Annotated in this window: 19 protein-coding genes and 2 pseudogenes; 5 read left to right on the top strand and 16 right to left on the bottom strand. The window is 33.0% G+C overall.

Translation table 11 applies throughout. From position 1 onward, the window contains the following. Positions 1–107: 107 nt before the first annotated feature. Together ACTWPF_RS01000 and ACTWPF_RS00995 are read right to left on the bottom strand one after the other, a co-directional pair. Positions 108–887 carry a DUF6602 domain-containing protein gene (locus ACTWPF_RS01000; protein WP_443148016.1) on the bottom strand — a complete coding sequence of 260 codons (780 nt, stop codon included), beginning with the start codon at positions 885–887 and terminating at the stop codon, positions 108–110. 709 nt (positions 888–1,596) lie between these two features. Next, the gene (locus ACTWPF_RS00995) at positions 1,597–2,523 is read right to left on the bottom strand and encodes an HNH endonuclease (protein ID WP_443148015.1); all 927 of its coding nucleotides are present in this window, start codon (positions 2,521–2,523) and stop codon (positions 1,597–1,599) included. Between the two features lie 308 nt (positions 2,524–2,831). On the opposite strand from ACTWPF_RS00995, the gene ACTWPF_RS00990 reads away from it, so the two are divergent. Together ACTWPF_RS00990 and ACTWPF_RS00985 are read left to right on the top strand one after the other, a co-directional pair. Continuing rightward, positions 2,832–3,200 carry a Swt1 family HEPN domain-containing protein gene (locus ACTWPF_RS00990; protein WP_443148014.1) on the top strand — a complete coding sequence of 123 codons (369 nt, stop codon included), beginning with the start codon at positions 2,832–2,834 and terminating at the stop codon, positions 3,198–3,200. A gap of 118 nt (positions 3,201–3,318) precedes the next feature. Beyond that, a complete protein-coding gene (locus ACTWPF_RS00985; protein WP_443148013.1) occupies positions 3,319–4,260 on the top strand; it encodes a DNA/RNA non-specific endonuclease in 942 nt (313 codons plus the stop codon). 783 nt (positions 4,261–5,043) lie between these two features. On the opposite strand, the gene ACTWPF_RS00980 is transcribed toward ACTWPF_RS00985, so the two are convergent. From ACTWPF_RS00980 to ACTWPF_RS00940, 9 genes and pseudogenes are all read right to left on the bottom strand, one after another. After that, positions 5,044–6,747, bottom strand: coding sequence for an RNA-directed DNA polymerase (locus ACTWPF_RS00980; RefSeq protein WP_443148012.1), 1,704 nt, complete (start codon positions 6,745–6,747; stop codon positions 5,044–5,046). Between the two features lie 258 nt (positions 6,748–7,005). Further along, positions 7,006–7,572 (bottom strand): annotated as a pseudogene (locus ACTWPF_RS00975) (recombinase family protein). An 83-nt stretch (positions 7,573–7,655) separates the two neighbouring features. Then, on the bottom strand, positions 7,656–10,268 hold the full coding sequence (locus ACTWPF_RS00970) for an N-6 DNA methylase (protein ID WP_443148011.1): 2,613 nt from the start codon (positions 10,266–10,268) through the stop codon (positions 7,656–7,658). A gap of 1,248 nt (positions 10,269–11,516) precedes the next feature. Continuing rightward, positions 11,517–11,669: a hypothetical protein gene (locus ACTWPF_RS00965; protein WP_443148010.1), complete on the bottom strand. Its 153-nt coding sequence runs from the start codon at positions 11,667–11,669 to the stop codon at positions 11,517–11,519. A 438-nt stretch (positions 11,670–12,107) separates the two neighbouring features. Continuing rightward, positions 12,108–15,491, bottom strand: coding sequence for an SIR2 family protein (locus tag ACTWPF_RS00960; RefSeq protein ID WP_443148009.1), 3,384 nt, complete (start codon positions 15,489–15,491; stop codon positions 12,108–12,110). 276 nt (positions 15,492–15,767) lie between these two features. Then, positions 15,768–16,247, bottom strand: coding sequence for a 23S rRNA (pseudouridine(1915)-N(3))-methyltransferase RlmH (gene rlmH / locus ACTWPF_RS00955; RefSeq protein WP_443148008.1), 480 nt, complete (start codon positions 16,245–16,247; stop codon positions 15,768–15,770). A 58-nt stretch (positions 16,248–16,305) separates the two neighbouring features. After that, on the bottom strand, positions 16,306–16,503 hold the full coding sequence (locus tag ACTWPF_RS00950) for a hypothetical protein (protein ID WP_443148007.1): 198 nt from the start codon (positions 16,501–16,503) through the stop codon (positions 16,306–16,308). A 357-nt stretch (positions 16,504–16,860) separates the two neighbouring features. Further along, positions 16,861–17,124: a hypothetical protein gene (locus ACTWPF_RS00945; protein WP_443148006.1), complete on the bottom strand. Its 264-nt coding sequence runs from the start codon at positions 17,122–17,124 to the stop codon at positions 16,861–16,863. A 411-nt stretch (positions 17,125–17,535) separates the two neighbouring features. After that, positions 17,536–17,970 (bottom strand): MarR family winged helix-turn-helix transcriptional regulator, encoded by a 435-nt coding sequence (locus tag ACTWPF_RS00940; RefSeq protein WP_443148005.1) that lies wholly within the window; start codon positions 17,968–17,970, stop codon positions 17,536–17,538. Positions 17,971–18,090: 120 nt separating this feature from the next. On the opposite strand from ACTWPF_RS00940, the gene ACTWPF_RS00935 reads away from it, so the two are divergent. Next, complete coding sequence (locus ACTWPF_RS00935) at positions 18,091–18,513, top strand: organic hydroperoxide resistance protein (protein WP_443148004.1); 423 nt, start codon at positions 18,091–18,093, stop codon at positions 18,511–18,513. A gap of 151 nt (positions 18,514–18,664) precedes the next feature. Here ACTWPF_RS00935 and ACTWPF_RS00930 read toward each other — a convergent pair whose 3' ends face one another. Together ACTWPF_RS00930 and ACTWPF_RS00925 are read right to left on the bottom strand one after the other, a co-directional pair. Next, on the bottom strand, positions 18,665–19,489 hold the full coding sequence (locus ACTWPF_RS00930; protein WP_443148003.1) for a hypothetical protein: 825 nt from the start codon (positions 19,487–19,489) through the stop codon (positions 18,665–18,667). A 122-nt stretch (positions 19,490–19,611) separates the two neighbouring features. Continuing rightward, positions 19,612–19,791 carry a helix-turn-helix domain-containing protein gene (locus tag ACTWPF_RS00925; RefSeq protein WP_443148002.1) on the bottom strand — a complete coding sequence of 60 codons (180 nt, stop codon included), beginning with the start codon at positions 19,789–19,791 and terminating at the stop codon, positions 19,612–19,614. 193 nt (positions 19,792–19,984) lie between these two features. Between ACTWPF_RS00925 and ACTWPF_RS00920 the strand changes: the two genes are divergently transcribed. Further along, positions 19,985–20,617, top strand: a complete 633-nt coding sequence (locus ACTWPF_RS00920) for a pentapeptide repeat-containing protein (protein WP_106898361.1) — start codon at positions 19,985–19,987, stop codon at positions 20,615–20,617. 45 nt (positions 20,618–20,662) lie between these two features. On the opposite strand, the gene ACTWPF_RS00915 is transcribed toward ACTWPF_RS00920, so the two are convergent. From ACTWPF_RS00915 to ACTWPF_RS00905, 3 genes are all read right to left on the bottom strand, one after another. After that, the gene (locus tag ACTWPF_RS00915) at positions 20,663–22,072 is read right to left on the bottom strand and encodes an NAD(P)H-binding protein (protein ID WP_443148001.1); all 1,410 of its coding nucleotides are present in this window, start codon (positions 22,070–22,072) and stop codon (positions 20,663–20,665) included. 90 nt (positions 22,073–22,162) lie between these two features. Continuing rightward, entirely contained in the window at positions 22,163–22,303 is a 141-nt protein-coding gene (locus tag ACTWPF_RS00910) for a hypothetical protein (RefSeq protein ID WP_155988321.1), read from the bottom strand. Between the two features lie 237 nt (positions 22,304–22,540). Continuing rightward, positions 22,541–23,086 (bottom strand): GrpB family protein, encoded by a 546-nt coding sequence (locus ACTWPF_RS00905; RefSeq protein ID WP_443148000.1) that lies wholly within the window; start codon positions 23,084–23,086, stop codon positions 22,541–22,543. 167 nt (positions 23,087–23,253) lie between these two features. Here ACTWPF_RS00905 and ACTWPF_RS00900 point away from each other — a divergent pair. Beyond that, positions 23,254–23,792 (top strand): annotated as a pseudogene (locus ACTWPF_RS00900) (PadR family transcriptional regulator). The last annotated feature ends 4 nt before the right edge of the window (positions 23,793–23,796 follow it).

Genomic DNA, 23,796 nt, shown 5'->3' with positions numbered 1-23,796 from the left:
TTCCAACTGCTCCTTGTTTATAAATAAATTATTGAAGTCATAAATTTTGATTTAAAATTTTCATAAGAAAGGTACTTTCTCCTTTCTTATGTCGTTTAATCGCACTATCAAATATGAGTTCGGTTTACTTCATTACTTAATTTTAAATCCCTTACAATATAAAACTCTTTTCCAAATTGATTTCGTATTGGATATAAGAACCAGGATTTATCAAATACCTTATCTGGTACAACACTTTCTATCATATTTGAAATAAAGTATGAGAAGGCAAGGTCATCAATTTCATAAAAACTATAAATTCTATCCAGCTTATCTTCCTGTTTCTCTCCAACTCCCCAAAACTTAATAAATATATTTTCTCCTAAACATATATGGTTCACAACTCCATTACTTGAAATCAATGCATTCCTCAAGTTTTGATTTAAATTAGTTCTTAAATTTAACCCTCTTTTTTCATAGGCGAATATTCCATTAAACGTAGAAAAAGGAGCAATTTTTGCATTTTGGGTTGCTTTTGTTATTATTTCAGAAATATCCCCGCTCCGTATAGCTGTTTTAACTTCCACTATTGCTCTTACATTTTCTGGTGAAGTGATGATGAAATCACCTTCTTTAAATAACAGAGGGTAAGTATTATCATAAACTATTATATCAATCTGACTAGAACGAATTGTTCTACCATTTTTGTAATCCTTAGTGATTATAAAACCAGAACCGATGCTTAAGTTGCTTGGCAAAAAACGACTTACAACATTTTTCAAAACAGACTCCTTATATCTTCCTTCTTCTCCCCAGTGAGCATCACCAATTAGGTTTTTAACTCTATCTTTAATAGTATATAACTCTTTTGAGATTGATTTCTGAAATTCTTCAAAATTGGTATTCATAAGTATCTCCTCCCATTTTAAAAAACTATGTTTTATACAGTTATAAGATATAAAAGCTACATACTTACTTGCTTTCGTTAGTATTTTTATGTACCTATCTAAACCAATAGTGTTATGTACTATCCCAGTAATCTCCTTAACCCCTCCTATTTGTACCTTGAGTAATTGGTTTAAACCGTATATATATACATGCCAATGGACTAATGTTTCTTCTAGCTCATTTAGTGTAATTCCGGCTAGTTTTTCGTAAACTTCCAGTCTTTTTCCCTGAATAATAATATTGATGTTAAAATTATTCCCTTCACCTATCTATATTCGCTGCAATATGTTGAAGTCTTTCTCCTGTGCCTTTCTTTGTGGGATAATAATTTCCTTATTTACAAGAGAGTATATATACTACACTTATCCCACTCCCAAGCTGAGGATTAATTCTTAACTTTAGTAAAGCGTTCCTATCTGAGTTGTTATTTATCTGAAATATTAGAGAGACCTTAAGCTTAAGTTCCAGTACATCACCTAATATAATAATTTCCTTTCATAATTGTAACAAATTGACAAATTCACCCTTCCGATACACCCTATGTTTCAAATAATTAAGAGGACAAATTATTTGAATTAACCACCATGAAACAGGAATATACCTTTTTTCAAAATAACTTAGTTTCAATTTAGATGATGGCGGTATGTACTTGGCCGACATATTGGTTTCTTATCTTTTAAAAATGTTCTCTCTATGCCAATCCATATACTGATGCTGAGGTTCTTTCAGTTTTACTTTTATTTCTTCATTAATATTTAAGAAAAGTTTAGTTTCTTCTTCTAAACTAGCTGAAATCAGTATTTCGCTATCATTTACAAAACTTATAAGTCCTTTATCAAATAACGCATCGTGATTAGGACAAAGTAATAATCCATTATTAACATCTAACCGTTCTTGATGGTTGGATCGACTCCAGGGTTTTATATGACTTGCAATAAGAACACGTTCATCCGTAACTCCACATAACTTACATTTCTTTTCAATATTTAATAACTTTCTCTTAAAAAATGATTGACCAATTCGAGCATTAATAATTAACTCTTTTTCCGTTTCATCCAAAACAATAGCTGAATCTAAGTCTTCTTCAACTTTTTTAATGAGATGTTCTTCAGCTTTGTTTTCAATCTGGAAATTCGCCTTTGAATATCCATTATTATTTTCTATAACACCAAACAAGAAGTCTGCTAATTCTGTTGATACTCTAAATAAATACCCAGTATTACCCCGGCCTAAATTATTAAATGGAGCATATTTATCACCTTGTAATTCTAGCAGAGTCTCCATATAGTCTTTATACTTTATAGGACTTTCTAAATCTATGTACTCTGCAAATACAATCCAACCTTCTTTTTCCCATAGGGACAAGCCTTCTAAATCAGAAGGTCTTTCATGCTCCATGGCATCTTCTTTAGCTACTACTACAGAAACTAATTCACCATTAAAACTGTTGAAAACTATATCACCTTTTTTGACCTTTTTCATATCAGTCCAGTGATGAAATTTTTGCCCTGTTTTATTTTTTTGCGGGGCCCATAAATATTCACCAGATCGTTCTTCATTGTAACTTTTGTTTTGAAATACAAGAAAGTAATTCATTTTTTTGCTCCTTTAACTTAGGCCTAGAAAATAGTAAGCACCGCTAAAATTCTGAGTCCTTAACTGAATAAACTATGTATTTTATGTATTTTATTTATTAGATAAAACATCAAATATTTTACTCGCTTTGAGCCAATTTTGTTGACATATTAGTATGAATATTTTAAATTTAATACATATAGCACTTCAGCTAATATTTGTCATCTCCCTTTAAACTCCCTAAATTACCTCGCGGTGATTCAACCTATCCAGCATTTTTTCGCATTACATCTATTATAACAAATTACATATCTAGGAGTGCCTCATTTATGCACAATACAGCTTCAGATACAGAATTAATGGTAGCTGCCTACAAGCAGCTATACGAAATTGAAACTACATTAAGAAAGATTATAAAAAATAGACTTACTAGTGATTATGGAGAAAATTGGTTTTGCATTGCCCCTATGAAACATATGAAGAGGTTTATAAAACCTATTGATTCTACTAACCTTCATGAGTTATTGAACTTCTTCAATATTTATCCCTCTCTTAAGAATATATTCACTACAAAAGAAAAAGCTTATTTAAGTCATCTACCTTCAATAAGAAATAAAATAGCTCATTGTCACAAATTAGACTTACAGGAAGCAACAATCTTAAGTAATTTACATAGGTTGATAATATCAGTTCAATAATACTCAAGATAAAAGTTAATCTTGGAAGATACTATTATTAATAGGTTAATGGTAATCTATATTTAATTTCCGAGATTTTAGAATGAACAATATTAAACCTATATAGGAGAGTCTAAAAATGAAAAAGAAAAAGAACTATATAATTTTACTCTTAACAATTATCTTTATGGTTGGTTGTACCGAGGTAAATGATGCAACCATTACTGAGGGGGAAATAGAACCACAAGAAGGAAACACACCTAATAGAATTAGTGAAAAAGAAGTAGATACCACTAAGGTTGTTTATGAACCAGTATTAGAAGAAACACCAACCAAAACAGAGGATGACCTTTTTTCAGGATACGAACTAATAGAGGTAGATGGTGGTGATTTAAGCGGAGACCGAGAATCAAATGTTGTAGTAGATATAGGATATGGTGATAGGGAGTACTGGGCATTCACTAATGAGTATGGTCAGTTAGTGAGAGTCGTTGCTGAAAAAATCATTCTACAAGATGACAGTACAGAACCAGTCCTATCGTCTGGTAGATACTTCTCTGACGAGGCAAAAGTTCCAGGTGTCGAAAGTGATGTATTAGATGAGGGTCATGTTATTGCTGACTCTTTAGGTGGAGTATCAAATGCTTATAATATTACACCTCAAGAAAGCACACTTAACCGACATGGTGACCAAGCGTACATGGAGGACACAATACGTAACGCAGGTGGGGCCACTAATTTTGAAGCAGTTATCTCTTACTCAGATACGGAAACACAAATACCTTCAAAGTATCAGTATTCGTATAATATAAACGGTAACGCAGTTGTAGATACGTTCGATAATTTAAACCCCGATGAAGTTAATGAGTCGTTAGGATTATCAGGAAGTAACGAAACTTCTAGTTCAGATAACTCTAGTTCTGATGAAAAAGGTGATGTTTCTAGCGTCGATACTAATGGTAATGGACAAGTAACAATTAAAGAAGCGAAAGATGCAGGTTTCAGTATGCCGATAAGGGATGATCATTGGTTATACCCCTATATGCGAGATAATGATGGAGATGGGATGGTTGGCGAGTAAAATAAATGAACTAAAGAACGTTTTCCTCGCAGGAAAATTTATAACAATTTGCGAATGGGTGTCTATACAGGAACAACTGAAGTTAATATATTACTAGAAGAAATTGAAAATTATACAGTTATGGGGGATAGAAGGATTGGAGGGACTGTCAATAAACTTGTGTAAATAACCTTATACCTTTTCTAGTAGTGCTTTTATGTGTTAAACATTTTAAGGCTATTAAAGTAACGACCACTATTATTTTCTCTATTTCCCAAAAAATAAGACCTACCACCTAAAGTGTTGTAACCCTGAATCACGAAAGAATCGATTAAGGAGTGTAAATTCTCGTATTGGATTGAGTGTTGTATTACTTACTTTTCTTCACTAAAATCAAATACTGCGAGTCTTGGAATAGTAACACCCAATCGAATATTTAAAAGTTTTAGTATCATTTGTCTCTTAAAACACCCCTAATGGAAATTTTATTTATTTTCTTTGGAACAGAAATTATAAATATTTAACTATAGAAGTAATGGCCTTTAGTTTTATTTAGCTCACTAGATGAAAAACCTTATTCATTTACTATACGGTTCACCAAACCTCACTAAAGAACATAGTTAGCTTTGAATACAAAGTTTTAATAACAATTTAGCTAGCATCTCTAACTCAAGGAAACTATTTTTTTCGGATTATGGAAGTAGGTGGACACAATTTATATCCGATAAGTTATTTTTATTGTTTTATTATCCTCCATAAGAAAAACAAAAGACACTTTTGGTGTCTTTATTTTTCCCATTAGCATTAATTTAAATGGACAAAACTTATTTTCTTATCTAGTAGTACCTTAAAAAATTTAGAAATATCTTGGTCACTATTTGTATGTTGCCATGCTACATTAATTGGCGACTCAACCTTTTTTATATTACTCTGATTAAAAAATTCAGATTTCTCAATTCCATTATTATAATTATTATAAAGGTAATCTTTATATAGTTTGTAAAACTTTGACTTTTTATCCTCATTTATTCTATATAATACGTGATACTTAAAAAGCCAGAACTCTTCCTCCCAACCATTTGAGTTTTCAAGTTTAGTTTCAATTGTTTCAAAAAGAGTATTATCAATATTTAATTCATCATTTAACAAGATTTCCAATGATAAAATTGAACTCAAATCATCCATTTCTAATATTACATTTAATAATTGTTGTTTAGAGCATACTTCCAAAATGTCTAGATAATAGAAAATACTAAGTAATGAATATAACTCTTGACTGTAGTTCAAATCAATATATCGATTTATATTATCTCGAATTTGTGTTTCTATTTTTTTTATGCCATATCTTAATTCATTTTCTAGTTTATCTTCTTCCAAAACATCTACAAATTCCAAGTAATTTACTGATAAGTTAGGTTTCATCAAAACTAAATTAAATAATTTATTTAACATAGGCATGGTAAAAGCTTCTTGTTGTAAATATTCTTTATTTATACTATCTTTTAATGCCTGAAACATTAATGTTAGTGAACCTTTATAACCTTCCCTTTCTTTGTAAATACTCTCTTCTATAAAATTATATATCCTTTTTTGTTGAGTTTTAATATTTTTATCATTTTTTGCAAAATAATCAAAGAAAAAAGCTAAATTATTACCATTTTGAAACGGAAATAAATCTGTTTGATTTTTTTCAACTTTGACCTTTAAGTTTAAACTAGCTAGTACCTTATTTAAATCCTTGTAAAACTCACTCTTTTCTCTTTCATCATTATAGGGAAATTCAAAGTCATCTACATACCTTACATATTGATATTTACTTAATTTGTCATCGAGTTTACACATGAAAATTTCCGCTATTAACCTTGAAGCAAAACTTCCTGTAGGTATACCATGTGTTTCCCCAAATTGACACCTCTGAATTAAAGTATCTAGTAAATTATAGTATTTCTTTTTATCATTCTTGTTCCTTTTTGCTTCAGCTTTACCCACTAACACCCATGGAATCGAATGCGTGTATATACTCGGATAAAAATTTTGGATGTCAGTTTTAAATATTTTCCTCTTTCCTATTCTATTATCCTCACGCTTTATTTTACCAGTTAAAAAGGTAGAACTATAAAAGTTCTTTGATATGGACTGATAACTAGATCCCAAAATTTCTATATATTTATCTTGATATTCTGATAGGTGTCTACATAGACATATGTAAGAATAAATATTAGGTAACTTAAAAATTCTTCTTTCATTTTCGTTTTTATAGATTGACAATTCAATAGGCACCGTATCTTTTTTAGAATTAAATTTTACTTGTTTATCTATCTCTTTATAATTACCTTCCAAATCATTAGTATTAAATACTTTCTTAAATACTAAATTAGACAATATGTAATCTTCCTTATATTGTCTTGAATTATATATAAAATCAAAATAACCATACTTTAATAGATAGCTCAAAGAAAAGTATTCACCATATTTTATTTTATTTATCGAAATTCTTTTAATTGCCATTACAATCCCCCCATTAAAGTTCCTCTAAATTAGTATAGATATATCAACCATAATATATCATAGTTCCCATTTTATAGATTATCCTCTGCCACACATAAATTGTTGTTCTATAAATAGTGCATTATAATCATTTCCCTACTGTGTCATGAATTTCACTTTGTTTGTAGGGATGTAAGAGCTATTATATTCCTCAACATATCATTTAACTTTTTTGGTAAAAAGTACCCCCTATAAAAAGCAGATACTATCAAAGAGCGTCTATAAATATTGTTCATATTCTCTAATTATTTTATAAAAGGAGTTCTTTTTTAAACCTAACAGATTCATAAATTCAACTCCTGTGACTTGCTTGTTTCTTCCAGATTATATAGTTTTTTTCTAATGCTAGCTTTTGTTCCTTGTTTAGAGTGCTTAAATTTAATTTAGGTCTACCTAGATGTTTTCCCTGTGCCCTTGCCACTGCAATTCCTTCAGCCTGCCTAGTTCTAATATTATCCCTTTCTCTTTCAGCAACAAATGATAATACTTGAAGAACCAGGTCACTAACAAAGGTTCCTAATTGGTCTTTATATTGAGTTGTATCTAGTAATGGCATATCCAACACCTTTATATCAGCTTTAATATTTTGGGTTATATCTTCCCATTCTTTCTTGATATCTTTTGAATTTCTTCCAAATCTATCAATAGACTTTATATAGAGTAAATCACCTTCACGTAAACATTTTTTAATGCTTGGTATTGGCTTCTATTGAAGTCTTTTCCACTATCTTTATCAATGAAAATATCACGTTCATTAATAAATTTATAACTTTTATAAACTAATATAACTCTATAATATTAATTTCCTTAAAGGTATAAGATTATAAACAAAAAACAGTAGAAACAATCTACTGTTTTTGACACGATGGTTATTCTTCAAAATTTAACAATGGATATAAAGTAGTTTCTACTGCATTTAACGCGTTTAGATTTCTTTCGTATGCTATTTCCTTTGCTCTTATAGACCTTTTTGACTGGTTTATTATTTCTCTAACTTGTTCTATATCGTCAGGTAGTGGTACGAGTGTTTCTCTTACATGAGCAGGTTCTAAATGTTGTTGTATAGTCCCATATTCATTCATTTTAAATTGGTCTTGTGCATACTTACTTAAAAGGTAATGATATACATAATATCTTATGTCCTCATCTGGAATTATTACCCTGATTAAATCATCACTTACTATAGCATTATCATGTTGATTTGTTACTAAACTTACCCTTCCTACAGTTCCAGATCTTGAAATTAGTAAATCTCCTCTTTTAACCCTGAGCTTTCCAATCATATCTAACTGACGTTCACTGGCCTGGCTTAAATCTAAATACTTAATGCTATCAGATCTATCTTGTAGTATTGCAGATGGAGTATAATATGGTTCTACTAAAGGTTCGGCTAATTGTTCTTCAGTTATGTCTTCGATAATAAGATTTTCACTTTTAAATCTTGGGCCCTTAAAAATTTGAATATCATTATCGATAGTTCCCAATGTTACTACTGACCAGTTTGGTATATCTTCAACTTGAGCCACTTTTCTCAATGTTTCATTTAGATGTGGCATGAACTTTTGTGGATTTAGTTTCAAACTACCATCTATATCAGACTTATTTATAGAAAAGTAATATTCAGAGTTCTGAAGAGTATTGTTTTTATGTTCATTATAACTTTCTAATATTTCTTCAAGGTCATGATCTAACTCATCTGTAAGATTCCCAGCATGATCTCTTTTATATACTGGTACCCCCTCCGAATCTTGTCCAATTTTACGTGAAATTGCCATAAAAATTGGATAATCTACTGGTAATTCTTCATTTGATTTTTTCTCTATAATTAATAAACAAGTTCTTACACCAGTATGTGGTTGAAAAGTGTTCTTGTGTAAATTTACTACAGCCAATAGTTTACAATGGTCAAATAAGTATTGTCTTCCAGGCAAGTAAGTATTAGTATCTAAAAACCCTTTTGGTAATACGATACCTAACTTACCACCCGGTGAAAGCCAATCAATACAACGTTCTAGAAACAACATTTCTGGGGGAGCACCATCAGTTAATAACTCGTTTGTCGGTAAATACTTATTCTCATCTTCACTATAAATCCATCTTCTTGCTGTTTGAAATCTCTCTAATGTTTCTATATCAGTTATTCGCCCTTCTCCTACACCTGCAAATGGAGGATTGGTTAATATAACTGTAGGAACTCCACTATTACATTGAGCAAGAATTGTTGAATCAAAATTTGTGTAATCACCTAAACTATCACCCTGGGTCATTCCAGCATGACCATCACCATTTAATATCATTGAAGTCTTTGCAACTTTAACTAGCCTTTTACTAGATTCAACAAGAAATAATCTTGTCCTGAACCTATCCAACTGTCTTTGTTTCGAAATGTTGCTTCCTCGTCCTTGTAAGATTTTATTTCTCACAAATCTCATAGCACCAGTTAAGAATCCACCAGAGCCTCCTGCAGGATCTAAAATAATATCTGTAGAGGTTGGATTAATAGATGAGACCAAGAAATCAACAACTAAACGATTTGTAAAAAATTGACCACTTTTACGTTTTAGATAAGTTTCTGTGTATTCTTCATACGCGTAACCCATAAGGTCCCATTCTTGGGCATCACTTATATCCGATAATAATTGGTAGTCCTGCAATTCACTTACTACTTCACATATCGCTCTATTTCCTACTGATATTCTTTCATGTTCTGAGAATACTTCATTATTTAATGCTTTCACTTCATTAAATAAACCTTGAATCCTCTCTTCAACTGCAATTCTTCCTTCTTCAGATCTATATTCATCTGGCGTACAATAAAATTCTGGAAGCTCATTCTCTTTTTCTTCATCCATTGCTTTTGCTAATATGATTCTTACCATATCCATAGTAAGATCATCTTCTTCAGTACCACGACCATGAAGTTTATTATGACATCTTCTTAACAAACCTTTAATATCTCTTGGTTTTTTCAGTTGATCTTTTGTTCTTCTCCCTATTGAATCCCATCCTTCATTTTTCCGAGGGATTCCTGGCCATTCTTGTAAAATATTATTTGGCTCTGATTGCCTTCTATAGTAGATAACTTCATTTTCAGTATCGCTACCATTAAACCAAACCCCACCTGAAGCACTTGTGTTATAGATATATGAGACTAACTGATCATATCCCTTCGTAATATTTGGGGCTTTACATTCTACAACTAATAAAATTCTTCCCTGTTGTCTTGATCTACATGCTGTAGCATTCTCATATATTACAATATCTGCTCTTACTGGATTACCCTCACGGTCCTTTAGGACATCATGTCCATAATATATTGGTACTTCTATTGCTATCTGATTTTTGGCGTATCCATAATCATAATGTACCGTTTTTAAATATCTTTGTCTTACTCTTTCTTCAGGCTTGTCCACTAGTAAGTTTCCATCTAAAAAAGAAATTATCTTTCCTTCTTCATTGTAATCTACATCAAAATTAATCAATTGGTATTCCTCCAGATTCATAAACCTAAATCTATTACTTATTAAGTTAATTATATCAAGTTTAAATGCAATAGGATACTTATTTAACGAAGTTTGTATTCCCCCCCCAAAAACAAACAAAGTTATACGGTAATTCATACGTGAAATTACCTCTATAGAGAGGATTTTATTACTATTCATACAGGCTTACTTATTTAACATGTTTTGGAAGTATTGCACTTAAAAAATCTTTATCAATTGTATAACTATAATTTATGATCCAGATCCAAAGAATCCCATGTAATGGGAATTCGTCGATTTGTGTTGTTTAGTTTTTCAGTGGTATATGTTAGGGATTATTCTATATAGAATTATATTTATAAAGGGATAATCTTTAGTGTAATATAATACAAAGCTGTTCATGATTAATGTTCTTATCTTTTGCTATTCTCATATATTCATCTAATAATTTTTTTCTGTTTCTAAATGTTCCAATTGTGTATTTCCCCAATTCTAACTACTAATTTTTTACCCTATTGTTTTTTCAACATTAGCTACTTTTATTACAGTTAATTCCTCAAATAGTCGATTCCTTTCATATTCATTTTGGAATTTAGTAAATCATTTATGTTAAATTGCTCAATTATGTATAAAAAATAGTCTGTTGTTAAAAAATTTAATGCATTTTTCTACGTGAATATATTCCTTCATATGATAAGTAGCTGGTCTTATCTCAAGTCTTAATAATCTTTTTGCTTGTTTTATTATATTTCGTGGCTCCTTTTTGTTAATACACTTTTTTCTTATCTTAATAACAATAGAGCCACTTTTATTCTTAAATTCAATTATTTTATTTTTATTGAGAATCAGACAGGCCACCTTCTTCCCTTGTAGAAAGAATATCAGGTTAAGACAATGAGATAAAGGAGCTCATTGACCAGAAAAATTAGAACTTGAATTAAATAAGCAGCTTACATTCAATGAAGTTTCATCATTTAAACAAATACAAAATGTAATGGATGTGTTTTCTAAGGTTTTACCTAATATTGATCCTGAAATGCAAAGAGACTTGCTTCATATAATCATTAATAAAATACTTAATCCAGGTATTTCAAAAGAAGCGTCTAGGACATTAAATTGTTCTTTGACGCTTAAGCTAAAAGTGAATTTGTGCTTACTTATGGTACAGCTTTCCGCTGTCATGTAACATTTTGACAATCTATAACCAATAAAACCATCGCTCTTCCGGATCTTCACCGTATCCTTCAGCTAGCTAGCTATCTCGTATACAGGCACCTGTTCACCTGAGAAATTATCTATAGCATTTAATCTTGTCATAATGATATCGTACCACTCATGGTCTTCGGTAAGATGTCTTAATTTAGTTGGTTCTCGATAGAAGGTTATTGTATTTATTTTCATCTGCTACAATGCTTCTTCCTTCATTTTCTTCAATAGCTTCTACAGTCTCTACTACGGTCTCTTGTGTTTTCTTCTCTAAACTTTATTCCACGACGATTGCTGCAGAACAAGCACCTAGCACCAACACTAATGATCGAATTAATAATAATTTATTAACAATCAACTCCTCCAAAGTATAATATATATAGCTTTCATCCATATATCCTCAATACATAAAATTCCAACTATTATTTACTCTTTTAGAAATATACTCTAGTTTTTCTAAACCTTACGCCTAAAGCCTGTTGGCTCACTAAGAGATGTTAAATTTAGGTATAGAGTCTTCCCCTTATTACATATTGTCGTTATACAATGAGTGTTACAGAGTGAACTTTCAATCATTGTTTTACCAATCTTTTATGATACAGTTCTCATATCAGTTGTCACTGCGGTTTTTAATTACTTAGAAATCTCGACATTAAGACTTGAAGAGATTTCTACTAGATTTATATTCAAATCATAACCTTTATCAAATATACTCGCTAAAATATCGTCAACAAGTTCCCTTGAGAGACTATCAATCATGTCTTCATTATCTTCAAAAATGCTCTCTAAGCAGAATGTCAAAATTAACTGTATTATATTATTATTTTCATCATTAATATCTATGTCATTGAGTTCATATAAAACGTTAATAGGAGATTTTATTTCTTTCTCCATACTAGCAATAATATTTCTCACCTTATCAAAAAGAAAATCATATTCCAATAAAATTGATAAAATCCAATTTGTTTCATCTGTATTATAAGGAATGGGAATGTTGTTAATACGATTGTGAATAAATTTTTCTAACCATTTTTTCCAAATACTCTCTTTATTTTTTATCTCTCTAGATTTTAGTGTATAAACCAAATAGCTATAAAAATCTTTAACGAATTCATTAGAGTGTTTATATAAATAAGGAATATACTCTAATAATGGATCTTCCACAACATCAATACACATTAAAGTATACACACGAATAAAGGTTTCCCTTAATTTTGAATGATCTATTCTGTTTACATTTTTTATAGTGAATAAGAATGCATCACTTAATTTGTTACATGTTTCAGGATTGAATGAAGAATTAAATAGATAACCTTGCCAACTTATATTAAATTTGTCTTCATCCTTAGAATTAAAATTAGGTATTAATTTCTCATCAGTCCATTGAATATCTAATACGTTAAGATGTTCTAAATAAATATATAAGACTGTATGAGCTTCTCCTGCTTCTTGCTTATCTATTATTTTATCAATGTACTTTTTTAATTCTTCATCAATGAAATAATCACTTTTATTTCTATTTTTATTGAGTAATAAAATAAAATTAATTACTAATTCAGTGGCTACGCCATAAGATGTATTCATTGCTTTGTCTACCCAACTTATATCGCTATTTCCTTCATATGGTTTTGAATATTTAAGAATAGAATCTATTAAAACACATATTTCATTCTTATATTGATTATAGTCATCGACAATAATTTTTTCTGAGTATTTCAGTAAAACTCTAGCAACATCAATAGTGAAATTTTTAATGATTTTAGAGTTTAAAATGTTATTAATCTGAACGAATTTATTAGAATCGATTGCATGTTTTTCAAACCCCTGTAATATGTATTTCCACAAATCATTCTCATGATTTCCTATATCAAGTAACTTGATACTAAGCTCTAACCCTAGATTAATTTTCTCTTCAATAGCTTTGGATGCAATCCTCAGAATTGCATCTCGATTTGGCTTTTCAAAACCATCCCCTTCGTAGTTTAATAAATCACTAAAATAATCATCAATATCATTTTCTAAAAAATCTTTTGTTGAAATTTGTATATTTTCATTAGCAAATCCACTCTCTATCGGACCAATGTTTCTATCTGGATAATCCCTTTCCCCAAATTCAGGATATACCTTTTTAATTTTTGCAATTGAATTATCTATTTCTTCATTTTCAACATCCAGTCTTTTTAACCAAATTAACATATTAAATTTACTATAATTAGATGAGCGCTTGAAACTTTGCTCTTCAGTATTGCTTTCGTTTTTAAAATTATAATCCATTATATATTTAATAAACGCATTTTGTTGTTCTAGTGTGAGTTTTGGAAATTCAGTTTTTATAGTAGAAAAAACTTCTTCCTTTTCGATAAAACAAAATATTCCCACTTTTTTGTTAACGAAATATAATTTGTCTTCTGATGGTACATTTTCTAAATAGCTAATTAGATAAATTGAAATTCTTCTTAATATGCTTAGATTAGAATTAATGTGTCTATAAATCCATTTTTCAATAAAATTTGAGTTTGTAGTACTTAACTTCATTAATAAGTTGATAAAAAACTTGATATAGGTTGTTTTATCATCAATATATCCAGACTCATCCAAAAAACTGTTATAGGGAGAAAAATTATATTCAACTTCACCGAGAATGGACTTACTTTCCAGATTTGTGAGTTCTTCAGTTATAGTATCTGCTAAACTTTCTAAGTGAATTTCCTTTTTTTTAATTAATTCCCATATTCTCCTAATTAATTCAGTTTTTACGTTAACTTGAACATTGTATTGGTTCTCCTCAATTCCGAAATATGGTTTAACAAATGAATATTCGAATTTAAGTACTTCTTGAAATAATTTAGTAATTACTTTATTAAAAGTCTTATAGCTAGATAATTTTTTAATTAACGAATAAATAGTATGATCGTCTACTTCATCTAAACTAATTAAATTCAAAAGCTTTTGTAAAGCTTCAATATTAACTGGCTTATTTGAAAGTGCCCTCAATACCAAACTCTTAAAATGACTATTCACCTCCGTATTATGTTTTATAAGAATTGAAATTATTTCTTCACAATCACTATTAACAAATTTATCAAGGATCCAATTAATAATTAATACTTCTGATTGTAACAAGTCATTTTTTGTAAATAAAAAACTAAAGTAATTATTTTCATGTAAATAATAGAACCAATCAGCACCATCAATTTTATCTAAAAATTGCTCCAGTAAATATTTTTTGCTGAAAACATGCTCAATTTCGCCACTAGTTGTTAAGTCAATTTCACTAACTTTACTTGAACTTATTTTAGTAATTATCTCATCCCACGAGGAACTATTTCTATTTGAAAAATCACCTATCTTTTTAATGGTGTTATATAGATTTTCATAGTCTCCTAATTCATAAATTATAGGAGTTAATCCTAAAACTTCATGAGATACTTTTTCCTTTTCATTAGAAAAAATATACCTCTTCTCCCCTGATAGATCAGGCAAAGCCCTTGTAAAATATCTTAAAACGGTATCGTTATAACTATATCCGATAAATAATACTGTATAATCTGAATTAAACACTTGAGATAAAAATCTTGATGTCTCCCCATAGAGCATATAAGCTCTCCCAAAATCACTATCAGTCAATACCATATGTTGAAAGTCTCCTACTATACCATGTAAGTGTACAATTCCCGAAAAATTGTCACCTCTAGGAAAAGCAGGATTTGTATATTTATTTGTATTAATATTCAATCCTTTACATATATCTTCGAACATTAAATCATAATTTGTAGTAACTATTTTTATATCATTTTTAGGAAATAATTCCACTAAATTTTTGTGATATTGATTTGGGTGTAAATTATATTCACTTAATTGATCGCTAGCCAATTTTTGTACGGGAACATCTTCTTTTTCTAATTCCCCTAAAAAACGTTCTGGAGTATCTTTATAAGAATCGAATATTTTTCCCGACCCTCTTGCAATATTAATCGTTAGATCATTGAAATTTGGTAAATTAGTCGGTTTTCCCATTGATACCCCTGCTCCAGCAAAAATAACAAGGTTGTTGTTTTCTATTGAATTGATAATTTGATCAGGAACATCTATATTATTAATAAAAATATTAATTTCCCCCTTTTTTAAAAAGTGAGTAATTTATTAGATATTACTGCTTTCCGATTTTAATTTAAATAAATGCTTAATTATTTTTCTTTTCATTATGATCTTTACTACTAGGGAAAATTTGAGACTTCTTTTAAAATCGTCTGGAGTACTATTCCTTTAATCTATGGTGTTGTAAAACCTCATTTACTTATGGTAGGGCTCCCCCCGATTTATCCGAAAAGCCCGATAAACCTGCTCCAACAAAATCAACCTCATAACTTGATGAGGAAACGTCATCTTAGAAAAAGACAAAGCCAAGTCACTCCGCTTCTGAACCTCTTCACTAATCCCCAATGATCCCCCAATCACAAAAGCTATCTTGCTCTTTCCATATGTCGCAAGCTCGTCCATCTTTGCTGCAAGCTGCTCAGAGCTTAGCATCTTTCCATTAATCTCAAGGGTGATGACATAGGTATCCTGGCTAATATGGGAGAGGATACGCTCGCCTTCTTTTCGTTTTACTTCCAGCATTTCCGCATCACTCATATTTTCTGGTGCCTTTTCATCAGCGACTTCAACAATATCTACCTTGGCATACGCACTCAGCCGCTTCATATACTCCTGAATGCCTTGCTTAAGATACTTTTCTTTTAATTTTCCAACTGATACGAGGGTTATTTTCATTGTAGCTACATCCTTTTCCGTCTTTTATCCCCTATAGTTTACCACAATTACTCTATAGCTAACGCCGGATCACGTTCACGAATAACCTTGCTAATATAGCAGCCAACGGAACCAGTAAAATAAAAATCAACATTAAACTCCATAGATCGGTTACAGGTGTCCATGGCATAAAGCTCCCCCAGTAAGATACAAAGATTTTTAATAGGATCCAAAACAACATAAAAAAAGCAACAACAGAAATAATTTTATCTTTCATAACGATCCCTCCCCTTCTAAGGAAATGGACCTACTTCTAGTTTATAATACTTTCCATGTTTTTCCCATTAAAAATTTAACGATTCTGAATTTATTGTGGTATAAAACAAAACATCGCTGTACTTATACTCCAACCCTCTTCGTAACTTGTATTACGTTTCCTAACTTATTCGTACGCAAAAAACTCCATTTAGTGAGAATTGTTGATTCCTCCCACCAAATAGAGTCTATTTACGGTTTATTTAAACATAGTCACTAGAGTAACAGTTTTTTCATTATAAGATGTGAACCATAATAAGCGTTACATCCCCGTCGATCACTGATTCAAAGTGAACTAAAAATCTCTCCGGTCCATTTATTATTCTTTATGTGTCACGTCCTTTAGGTTCTCAAACAGCCTCTTAAGTATTTGTTTATCAACAATTTCTGGGTCGACAGTAGAAATCTTATTCAAAACATATGCTAAAACGTCTTGAACGATAAAGCCATTTGAATTATCAACCACAATATTCGCCTGTGACATTAACCAGTTCACATCGCATTCAACCATAGAGAAGTATAAAAAACTATCTGTAATCAGAAAGGCGTCGTCACCTTTTTGAACCTCTGTTTCTAATTGCAAAGGTGTATAACTATTCTTAGCATGTAATCTAGTCGATTTATTGGCATGAGCTTTGCTTGGCTGACCTTTATTTTTTTCGCTTAAAATAGTGATTCACCTTCTTTCGATTAATTTAAAAGCTGTATGGAATTGTTGTTAGGAATGGAACTATTGGAAGTAAATTGTAGAGCGAGTGCTGAAATAATGAGTATGATGACGGTTAGAGGGACAAGGAGAGTTACAATCAGTAATAAACACAACGAGAAAGTCGGTATCAAAGTGACTTTTCCTTCGCTCCATTCCCAATAAGGAAACGGGCTCCTTCCAGTGTATATGGCTTAGCAGGCTATTCATAGGTGAAATTACAAATCGTTTTGTTTTATGTTACATAAAGAGCCCAGGCATCCTATATTGATATCTGGGCTCTATTTTCTACGCCTCATCCAACTGAGCAAGCATTTTAGACAGGGTTTGTTTTAGCTGGTTCACTTCTTCTTCGTTTAGATTGGTCTGTTCAATAAATCGTAGTGGGATCTGTTCTGCTTGTTCTTCTGATTGCTTCCCTTGTTCGGTTAAGACGACTTCCACGACTCGTTCATCTTCTTTGGAACGCGTTCTCTGTATGAGGCCATGCTCTTCCATCCGCTTCAGCATTGGTGTCAGTGTTCCAGAATCTAAGAAAAGTCGTTTACCTAATGCTTTTACCGAGATACGATCTGTTTCCCAAAGTACGAGTAACACCAAGTACTGCGGATACGTGACGTTCAATTCCTCTAATAATGGACGATACCGCTTCGTCATTTCGCGTGTTGTTGCATATAGTTGAAAGCATATTTGATTATCTAATTTTAATATTTCATTTGCCATTGTTAATCACTCCTGGACTTATTATAACAAGTTACCAAACAGAATTATAATAATTGACGTCACACTATTTAATTGTGTACAATCTAATTGTACACAATATAAAAAGAGGAGTGTTTGATTATGGGATTAGCATCATACACAGCGTCTTCAACTGCAGCGGGTGGTCGTCAAGGAACGGTTAAATCATCTGATGGCACATTGGATCTAGCTTTATCTTTACCAAAAGGATTGGGTGGAAATGAAAAAGAAGGCACCACAAACCCAGAACAGCTCTTCTCAGCTGGCTATGCTGCCTGCTTTGACAGTGCCTTGCAAATGGTTGCCGGTCAATCTAAGAAAAAAATCACCTCAGAAGTAACAGCAGAGGTTAGCATTGAAAAACAACTGAAAGGCTTTGGCTTGAGTGTGAAGCTAAAAGCTGAGATGGAAGGCGTTACACAAGAAGAAGCAGAGGAACTAATGGATAAAGCACATGAAGCTTGCCCATACTCTCGTGCCATTGAAGGAAATGTGAAAGTGAAGAAAACAGCAATCGCAAAATAAATAAAAGTGGAGCATTCTTAACTACCACCGCACAGACCCCTTTATAGGGTTTTGCGGTGTATTTTTATATATCCAGAATCTGGTATATAGCGAAGAGTTCCCAGGCAGTGCAATGTTTTGGACTGAGAATAGCTTTATCCGACCGCTCTATTCATTGCTGCATCGTAATGTCTTCATGTATTTTAACACCATGATCCACAAACATTTCTTTCACAACCCGTTTATACTCCGCATATTCTTCGGAATTTTTGTAGTCATGATGTTCGGCTATTTTCTTCAATGACCCGTATACGTATGCCTTTAGCTTTTTATCAGGAACGTTTCGATCATTGGCCACGAACTCTCTTGCGTATTTTTCAATAATTTTATGCCACTGTTCCTTCGCCCACCTCCCTGCAGCGAAGTCTGCATAAAATTCGTTAGCGATATTAATAATTTGATCCGCTTTATTGGCTGGCTTGTTAACAGTTGCTAATGAATGTTTTTTTGTATGTATTTCTTTTGTCTTTGTTTCATTTGTAGTAGCACTTTTTGCACTGTCCGCTTTGCATTGTACATTTTGTAAATCAGAAAAAAAATCAGGTACAACAAGGGGGGAGTCCTTAATCGCTTTAATATTAAACACGGCTAGACCTTTTTCTTCAAGCTCTTTTTTCTGTTCCCCAACAAATGTTTCAAAGTCGCTTTGTGAGAAAGGATGATCGGCTGCCTTATAGAAATACTCATGATGTCCATCCACATGACAGAAAAAACCCATGATGTAGCGATGCTCAAGCAACACCTTCCAAGAACTATCCACCTTTCGGCGAGTGAATTGTTTATGTAGCTCTGATTTACGTATTCTCCAAGTTGGAGAATGACTTAGAATGTGTGTGAGTAATCCAATTGCCGCCAAGTCATTTAAGTCTTTTTGAACTGTTTGGTTATCAATCTTAACGAATCCAGATTCTTTACGATTTTTCTCAATATATTTCATACTTGTCCATCCTTTTTATTCGCAGGCGAAAAGGCCATCCTCCCAATAACGCTGAGACAGACCTTGCGTGCGGTATTTTAATTTCGAATTTCGTTATTTACTTTAGGTTATAGTTGGAACGCTCATGCGCCATTACATCCGCTATCCCCAGCCCAAACGTCCAGCGATTCCTTAGTGAATATGATTGTATTAAGAATGACCAAATGTGGTATCTTGTTTCGCTTCACCAATAAGTAAACCATGTCTGTATGTATGCCAAGATACGCAGCAACTTCTCTTACACATAATGTTGTTCGGTTCATCATGCTCCCTCCTCCCTACGCTATAATCCTTATATTTTTCCTACTCACTTCTATAATCGAAAAAAGAGATGCTTTGGGGGCATCTCTTTGAAAAAAACTTTTTATAGGCAGTGTCTTTTATTGAAATGGTATAATATCGGTAGAAATGACATGCAACGTTTTTTACTACTACTTTAAAATTGAAGGTGGAAATATGAAATTAACTAAACCGAACATATTAGAAGCACTGCCAAAGGGGAATTTTCAAGATATTTTATTTGAGGAAGATCCGCATCTAAGTAATATGGAAATTGAAGGCTCTTATTTTGATAACGAGGTACTGGATCGTGTCCATTTAAATGGCATGGTGATTAAGCATTCGACGTTTCACAATACATCTTTTGAGAATATCGATATGACGGACGTGCACTTTGAGAATTGTGATTTTTCCAATGCAAATTTAAGCACAGCAAGCATTCATCGCGTTACGTTCAAGAACTGTAAGCTTTTAGGTGTGCAGTTTGTCGAGGGGCGCTTTGGCAATGTTTCCTTCGAAAATTGCTTGCTATCCATGTGCAATTTCGGTGATTCCAAATTTGAAAAAACCCAGTTCACCGAATCAAACCTGCAGAGTGCAGACTTCTTCAATTGCAAACTGAAACAAACGTTATATTCTTATTGTGATTTGAATGGGGTTAGCTTTGACAGCACCAAGCTGAAGGGGATTGATATTAGTACGTCTTACTTTGAATCTCTCGTGGTTAAGATGGAAGACTTGAAAGACTGCATCGTTTCCCAGCATCAAGCCATTTACTTTGCGTCTATGTTGGGGTTAGATATTCGGTAGTCTTTCCACGAAAAAAGCGATACCACACTGGAGTATCGCTCTTTATCAGGTCAGTTGTTCTTTCATTTGCTGTTTACCAAGCCGCTTCATATGGTGTCGGAAGCAAGTCATAATAAATAGATGAGCGTGAGCCTGGGTGTATTGATAGACAAACCATGGGAGGGACGGTAGGTAATCGTGAATAGCTATGATCGCTTCGTTAGATTCTGGTATTTTTCTAAATTCCATGCGGCCGCGTTCATTCCGGCTGGAATCTGACAGAAAGCCACCACTTATATAATAAAGCGCACGATCTTCTGTACTACGTTCTGGTGCATAGGCAAGCTCCAGCAAAGGCTTCTTGTTACCAATCCAGCCAATCTGGCAATTTAGATCCTCATCAACCGTTGTACGAACCCATGGATTTAGGAATCGTTCCAGCCAGTGCACGTAATATTTTGCCACCTCATCGGCACGATAGCCGTCTGGTAGTGGAATCCGCTGTACGGAGCGCACATCTCTTTTCAGTGGTCCAATTTCAGGTTTTGGAAATAGCTTGCGCTTCTTTTCCTCCTCCCTTAGCGAATATGCTGCCGCTTCTTTAAAGGGAATCGTTCCATGGCTGACCCCAGCTTTATCTTTTTTGGCAGTTAAGGGATGCTTTAGACTCGCCAATAGCGGATACACCGTTTCCTTTGGCGTTTGCGTGATTAGTCGTAACCATAAACGGGACAGATACAAGGAGAAGAAGGGAACATTATACATGACACGCTTTTTCCCCATGACTTCTGCCGTTTGCTCCATCATCTGGCGGTATGTCATAACCTCAGGACCACCAAGATCATAGGAATCATTCACTGCCTTCTCTTCTGAAACCGTTGTATCCAAGAAGTTCAGCACATCCGGTAATGCAATAGGCTGTGTCTTGGTGCGTGTCCATTTTGGTAGAATCATAATAGGTAGACGCTTAACCAGCTTAGCTAGAATCGGGAAGGACGAGCCTTTTGGTCCAACAATCAGCCCCGCACGTAATGCAGTCACCGGCGTACCATATGCTCGGAGAATGCGCTCTACTTCCAATCTACTTTTCAGATGGGCGGAAAGCTTTCCTACCCCTTCAGGTACAATGCCACCAAGATAAATAATTTTTTTAACACCTTGCTTCTTTGCTGCCTGAGCGAAGTTGTCAGCAAGGATCACATCCATATCCGCAAAATGACCCTGTGTAAGCTTAGCTGACGGCATCATGGAATGCACGAGGTATACTGCAATCTCCGCTCCCTCTAGACCTTTTTCCGCATCCTTTAAGGAGAACAAGTCACAAGAACGCCACGTGATATCTTCTGTATCTTCACGCTTATCTCCGTTTCGAGAAAGCCCAATAATATTCATACGTCCACGTAGCTTAGCAAGTAAGTTCTGTCCAATATAACCACTCGCTCCGGCTACTGCGACGACGGGTTTGCTTTCTGACATAGGTCCACATCCTTTTAATCTCTTCTACTAGGTTGTACCCTCTTGAGGGCGGCTGTAACCAATGGGCAATAATTTCATTTAAAAGGAATGCTACTTAAAATAATTAATTACTATACTGCCTATAATCACCAATAAAGTAAGGATAATCATAAAACCAGGCTTTCCTACAAATGCTCTGTCAAAAGTGTCTTGTTTATCTTCTCTTTCTCGATCGTTTCTATTTCGACTCATAAAAGCCCTCCTTTTAGTAGGGTTTGAAAAAGCTAGTCTATCCAAATTATAAACTAGCGTGATCGAACAAAAGTATTAGATTAAACAATTATATCATCCCTTACAGAGTATGAAATCGCCGCTAATATTTGGTAAGGTCCTTTTATAGAAAATCAACCTTTCGTTTACTGGAGAATCTAAATGTTATAGAATTCACACTGTTTTCACCTTTCATCAATACGCCAAACTCCTAAATAATTAATTTATAATAGAATATATAAACTTTGTTTTAGACTTTGTGTATTGCTCTCGATCATTTTTGAATTTTTCAGCTGATTTCCTTTTTAGTTTTGCGTATTCATTCGCCAGATCTTGGTTAGATCGTAATCGATCCCGAAACAATAACTGTTTATCCCACCTATCATCACCTTTTAGCAATAAATGTAGATGCGCTTCCCGCTTATTATTACTTACTTTTACGAAAAACCGTTGCCAAGGTCGCTGGTCTAAATCTGGGTGTACATAGTGCCAGTTATGATTACTTAATATAGAGAGTACATCATCCTTTACAGTTTTAAAGGAATCAACCTTCGCCATAAGATCGATAATTGGCTTAGATGGTAAGTTGGGGATAGATGTACTTCCATAGTGTTCGATTTCCTGTATTCCTATAGGGTCTAAAAGATCTAGGAGTAACTGTTTCTCCCGTTCCCCTTTTTCTAACCAAGCTTGGTTTGGCTCCTCGATCTCAACTTCTTCTGTAGCCCATATCGGCCATGTAGATTCATCATGAAGATTACTCATATTGTACCCCTTTCTAAAGGTTTACTACATTAAGTTATTTGTATATTACTACTGTTTAGACTTACTAACAATTTGACTTCCTTGTAAATCTTTAAATTAAAACTTCCCTTTACTACATTTTTACTATATATCTAAATGATACATATCATAAAGATAGGATGAATTTCATGGAAAAGTACAATAATACAACCTACGCAATTCTTGGGATTCTTACAACTGGATGCAAATCAGGTTACGACATTAAGCAGCTTATGGATCGAAGCCTCTCCCACTTCTGGAAAATTAGTTATGGGCAGATCTATCCCACACTAAAACAGCTAACGGAGAGCGAATTAGTCACCGTCACGACAACCACGCAGGATGGAAAGCCAGATAGAAAGGAATATGATCTCACCAGCAAAGGAACGGAAGCATTGGAAAAGTGGCTCATACAACCAATTGAGCAGACTCCAGTGGAACGAAATGAAGTTCTACTCAAACTTTTTTTCGGGAGACATCAACCCACAGATAAAACGCTCGCCCAACTGGATGACTATAAACAAAAGTTAGAGGAACGACTGCAGACTTATACTTCAATCGAGCAAGCATTCGTACAAATCACGAGACTGACCCTAATGCACAATATTGGTTATTTACACTCGATTATGGAAAGCGGACTACCGTGGATGCCATCGATTGGTGCGATGCCACGATAAAAGCGATTTAAAGGA

The sequence above is a fragment of the Oceanobacillus sp. M65 genome (assembly GCF_052246275.1).
Lineage (GTDB): Bacteria > Bacillota > Bacilli > Bacillales > Amphibacillaceae > Oceanobacillus_B > Oceanobacillus_B jordanicus.
This window is presented reverse-complemented; position numbering and strand designations above follow the sequence as displayed.

Coding starts and splice junctions, on each gene's coding strand:
- ACTWPF_RS00915 (WP_443148001.1), bottom strand. CDS start 22,072: ATGTCAGAAAGCAAACCCGTCGTCGCAGTAGCCGGAGCGAGTGGTTAT.
- ACTWPF_RS00980 (WP_443148012.1), bottom strand. CDS start 6,747: ATGGCAATTAAAAGAATTTCGATAAATAAAATAAAATATGGTGAATAC.
- ACTWPF_RS00930 (WP_443148003.1), bottom strand. CDS start 19,489: ATGAAATATATTGAGAAAAATCGTAAAGAATCTGGATTCGTTAAGATT.
- ACTWPF_RS00995 (WP_443148015.1), bottom strand. CDS start 2,523: ATGAATTACTTTCTTGTATTTCAAAACAAAAGTTACAATGAAGAACGA.
- ACTWPF_RS00950 (WP_443148007.1), bottom strand. CDS start 16,503: ATGAAAGATAAAATTATTTCTGTTGTTGCTTTTTTTATGTTGTTTTGG.
- ACTWPF_RS00985 (WP_443148013.1), top strand. CDS start 3,319: ATGAAAAAGAAAAAGAACTATATAATTTTACTCTTAACAATTATCTTT.
- ACTWPF_RS00935 (WP_443148004.1), top strand. CDS start 18,091: ATGGGATTAGCATCATACACAGCGTCTTCAACTGCAGCGGGTGGTCGT.
- ACTWPF_RS00905 (WP_443148000.1), bottom strand. CDS start 23,086: ATGAGTAATCTTCATGATGAATCTACATGGCCGATATGGGCTACAGAA.
- ACTWPF_RS01000 (WP_443148016.1), bottom strand. CDS start 887: ATGAATACCAATTTTGAAGAATTTCAGAAATCAATCTCAAAAGAGTTA.
- ACTWPF_RS00910 (WP_155988321.1), bottom strand. CDS start 22,303: ATGAGTCGAAATAGAAACGATCGAGAAAGAGAAGATAAACAAGACACT.
- rlmH (WP_443148008.1), bottom strand. CDS start 16,247: ATGAAAATAACCCTCGTATCAGTTGGAAAATTAAAAGAAAAGTATCTT.
- ACTWPF_RS00925 (WP_443148002.1), bottom strand. CDS start 19,791: ATGAACCGAACAACATTATGTGTAAGAGAAGTTGCTGCGTATCTTGGC.
- ACTWPF_RS00990 (WP_443148014.1), top strand. CDS start 2,832: ATGCACAATACAGCTTCAGATACAGAATTAATGGTAGCTGCCTACAAG.
- ACTWPF_RS00920 (WP_106898361.1), top strand. CDS start 19,985: ATGAAATTAACTAAACCGAACATATTAGAAGCACTGCCAAAGGGGAAT.
- ACTWPF_RS00960 (WP_443148009.1), bottom strand. CDS start 15,491: ATGGGAAAACCGACTAATTTACCAAATTTCAATGATCTAACGATTAAT.
- ACTWPF_RS00965 (WP_443148010.1), bottom strand. CDS start 11,669: ATGAAAATAAATACAATAACCTTCTATCGAGAACCAACTAAATTAAGA.
- ACTWPF_RS00940 (WP_443148005.1), bottom strand. CDS start 17,970: ATGGCAAATGAAATATTAAAATTAGATAATCAAATATGCTTTCAACTA.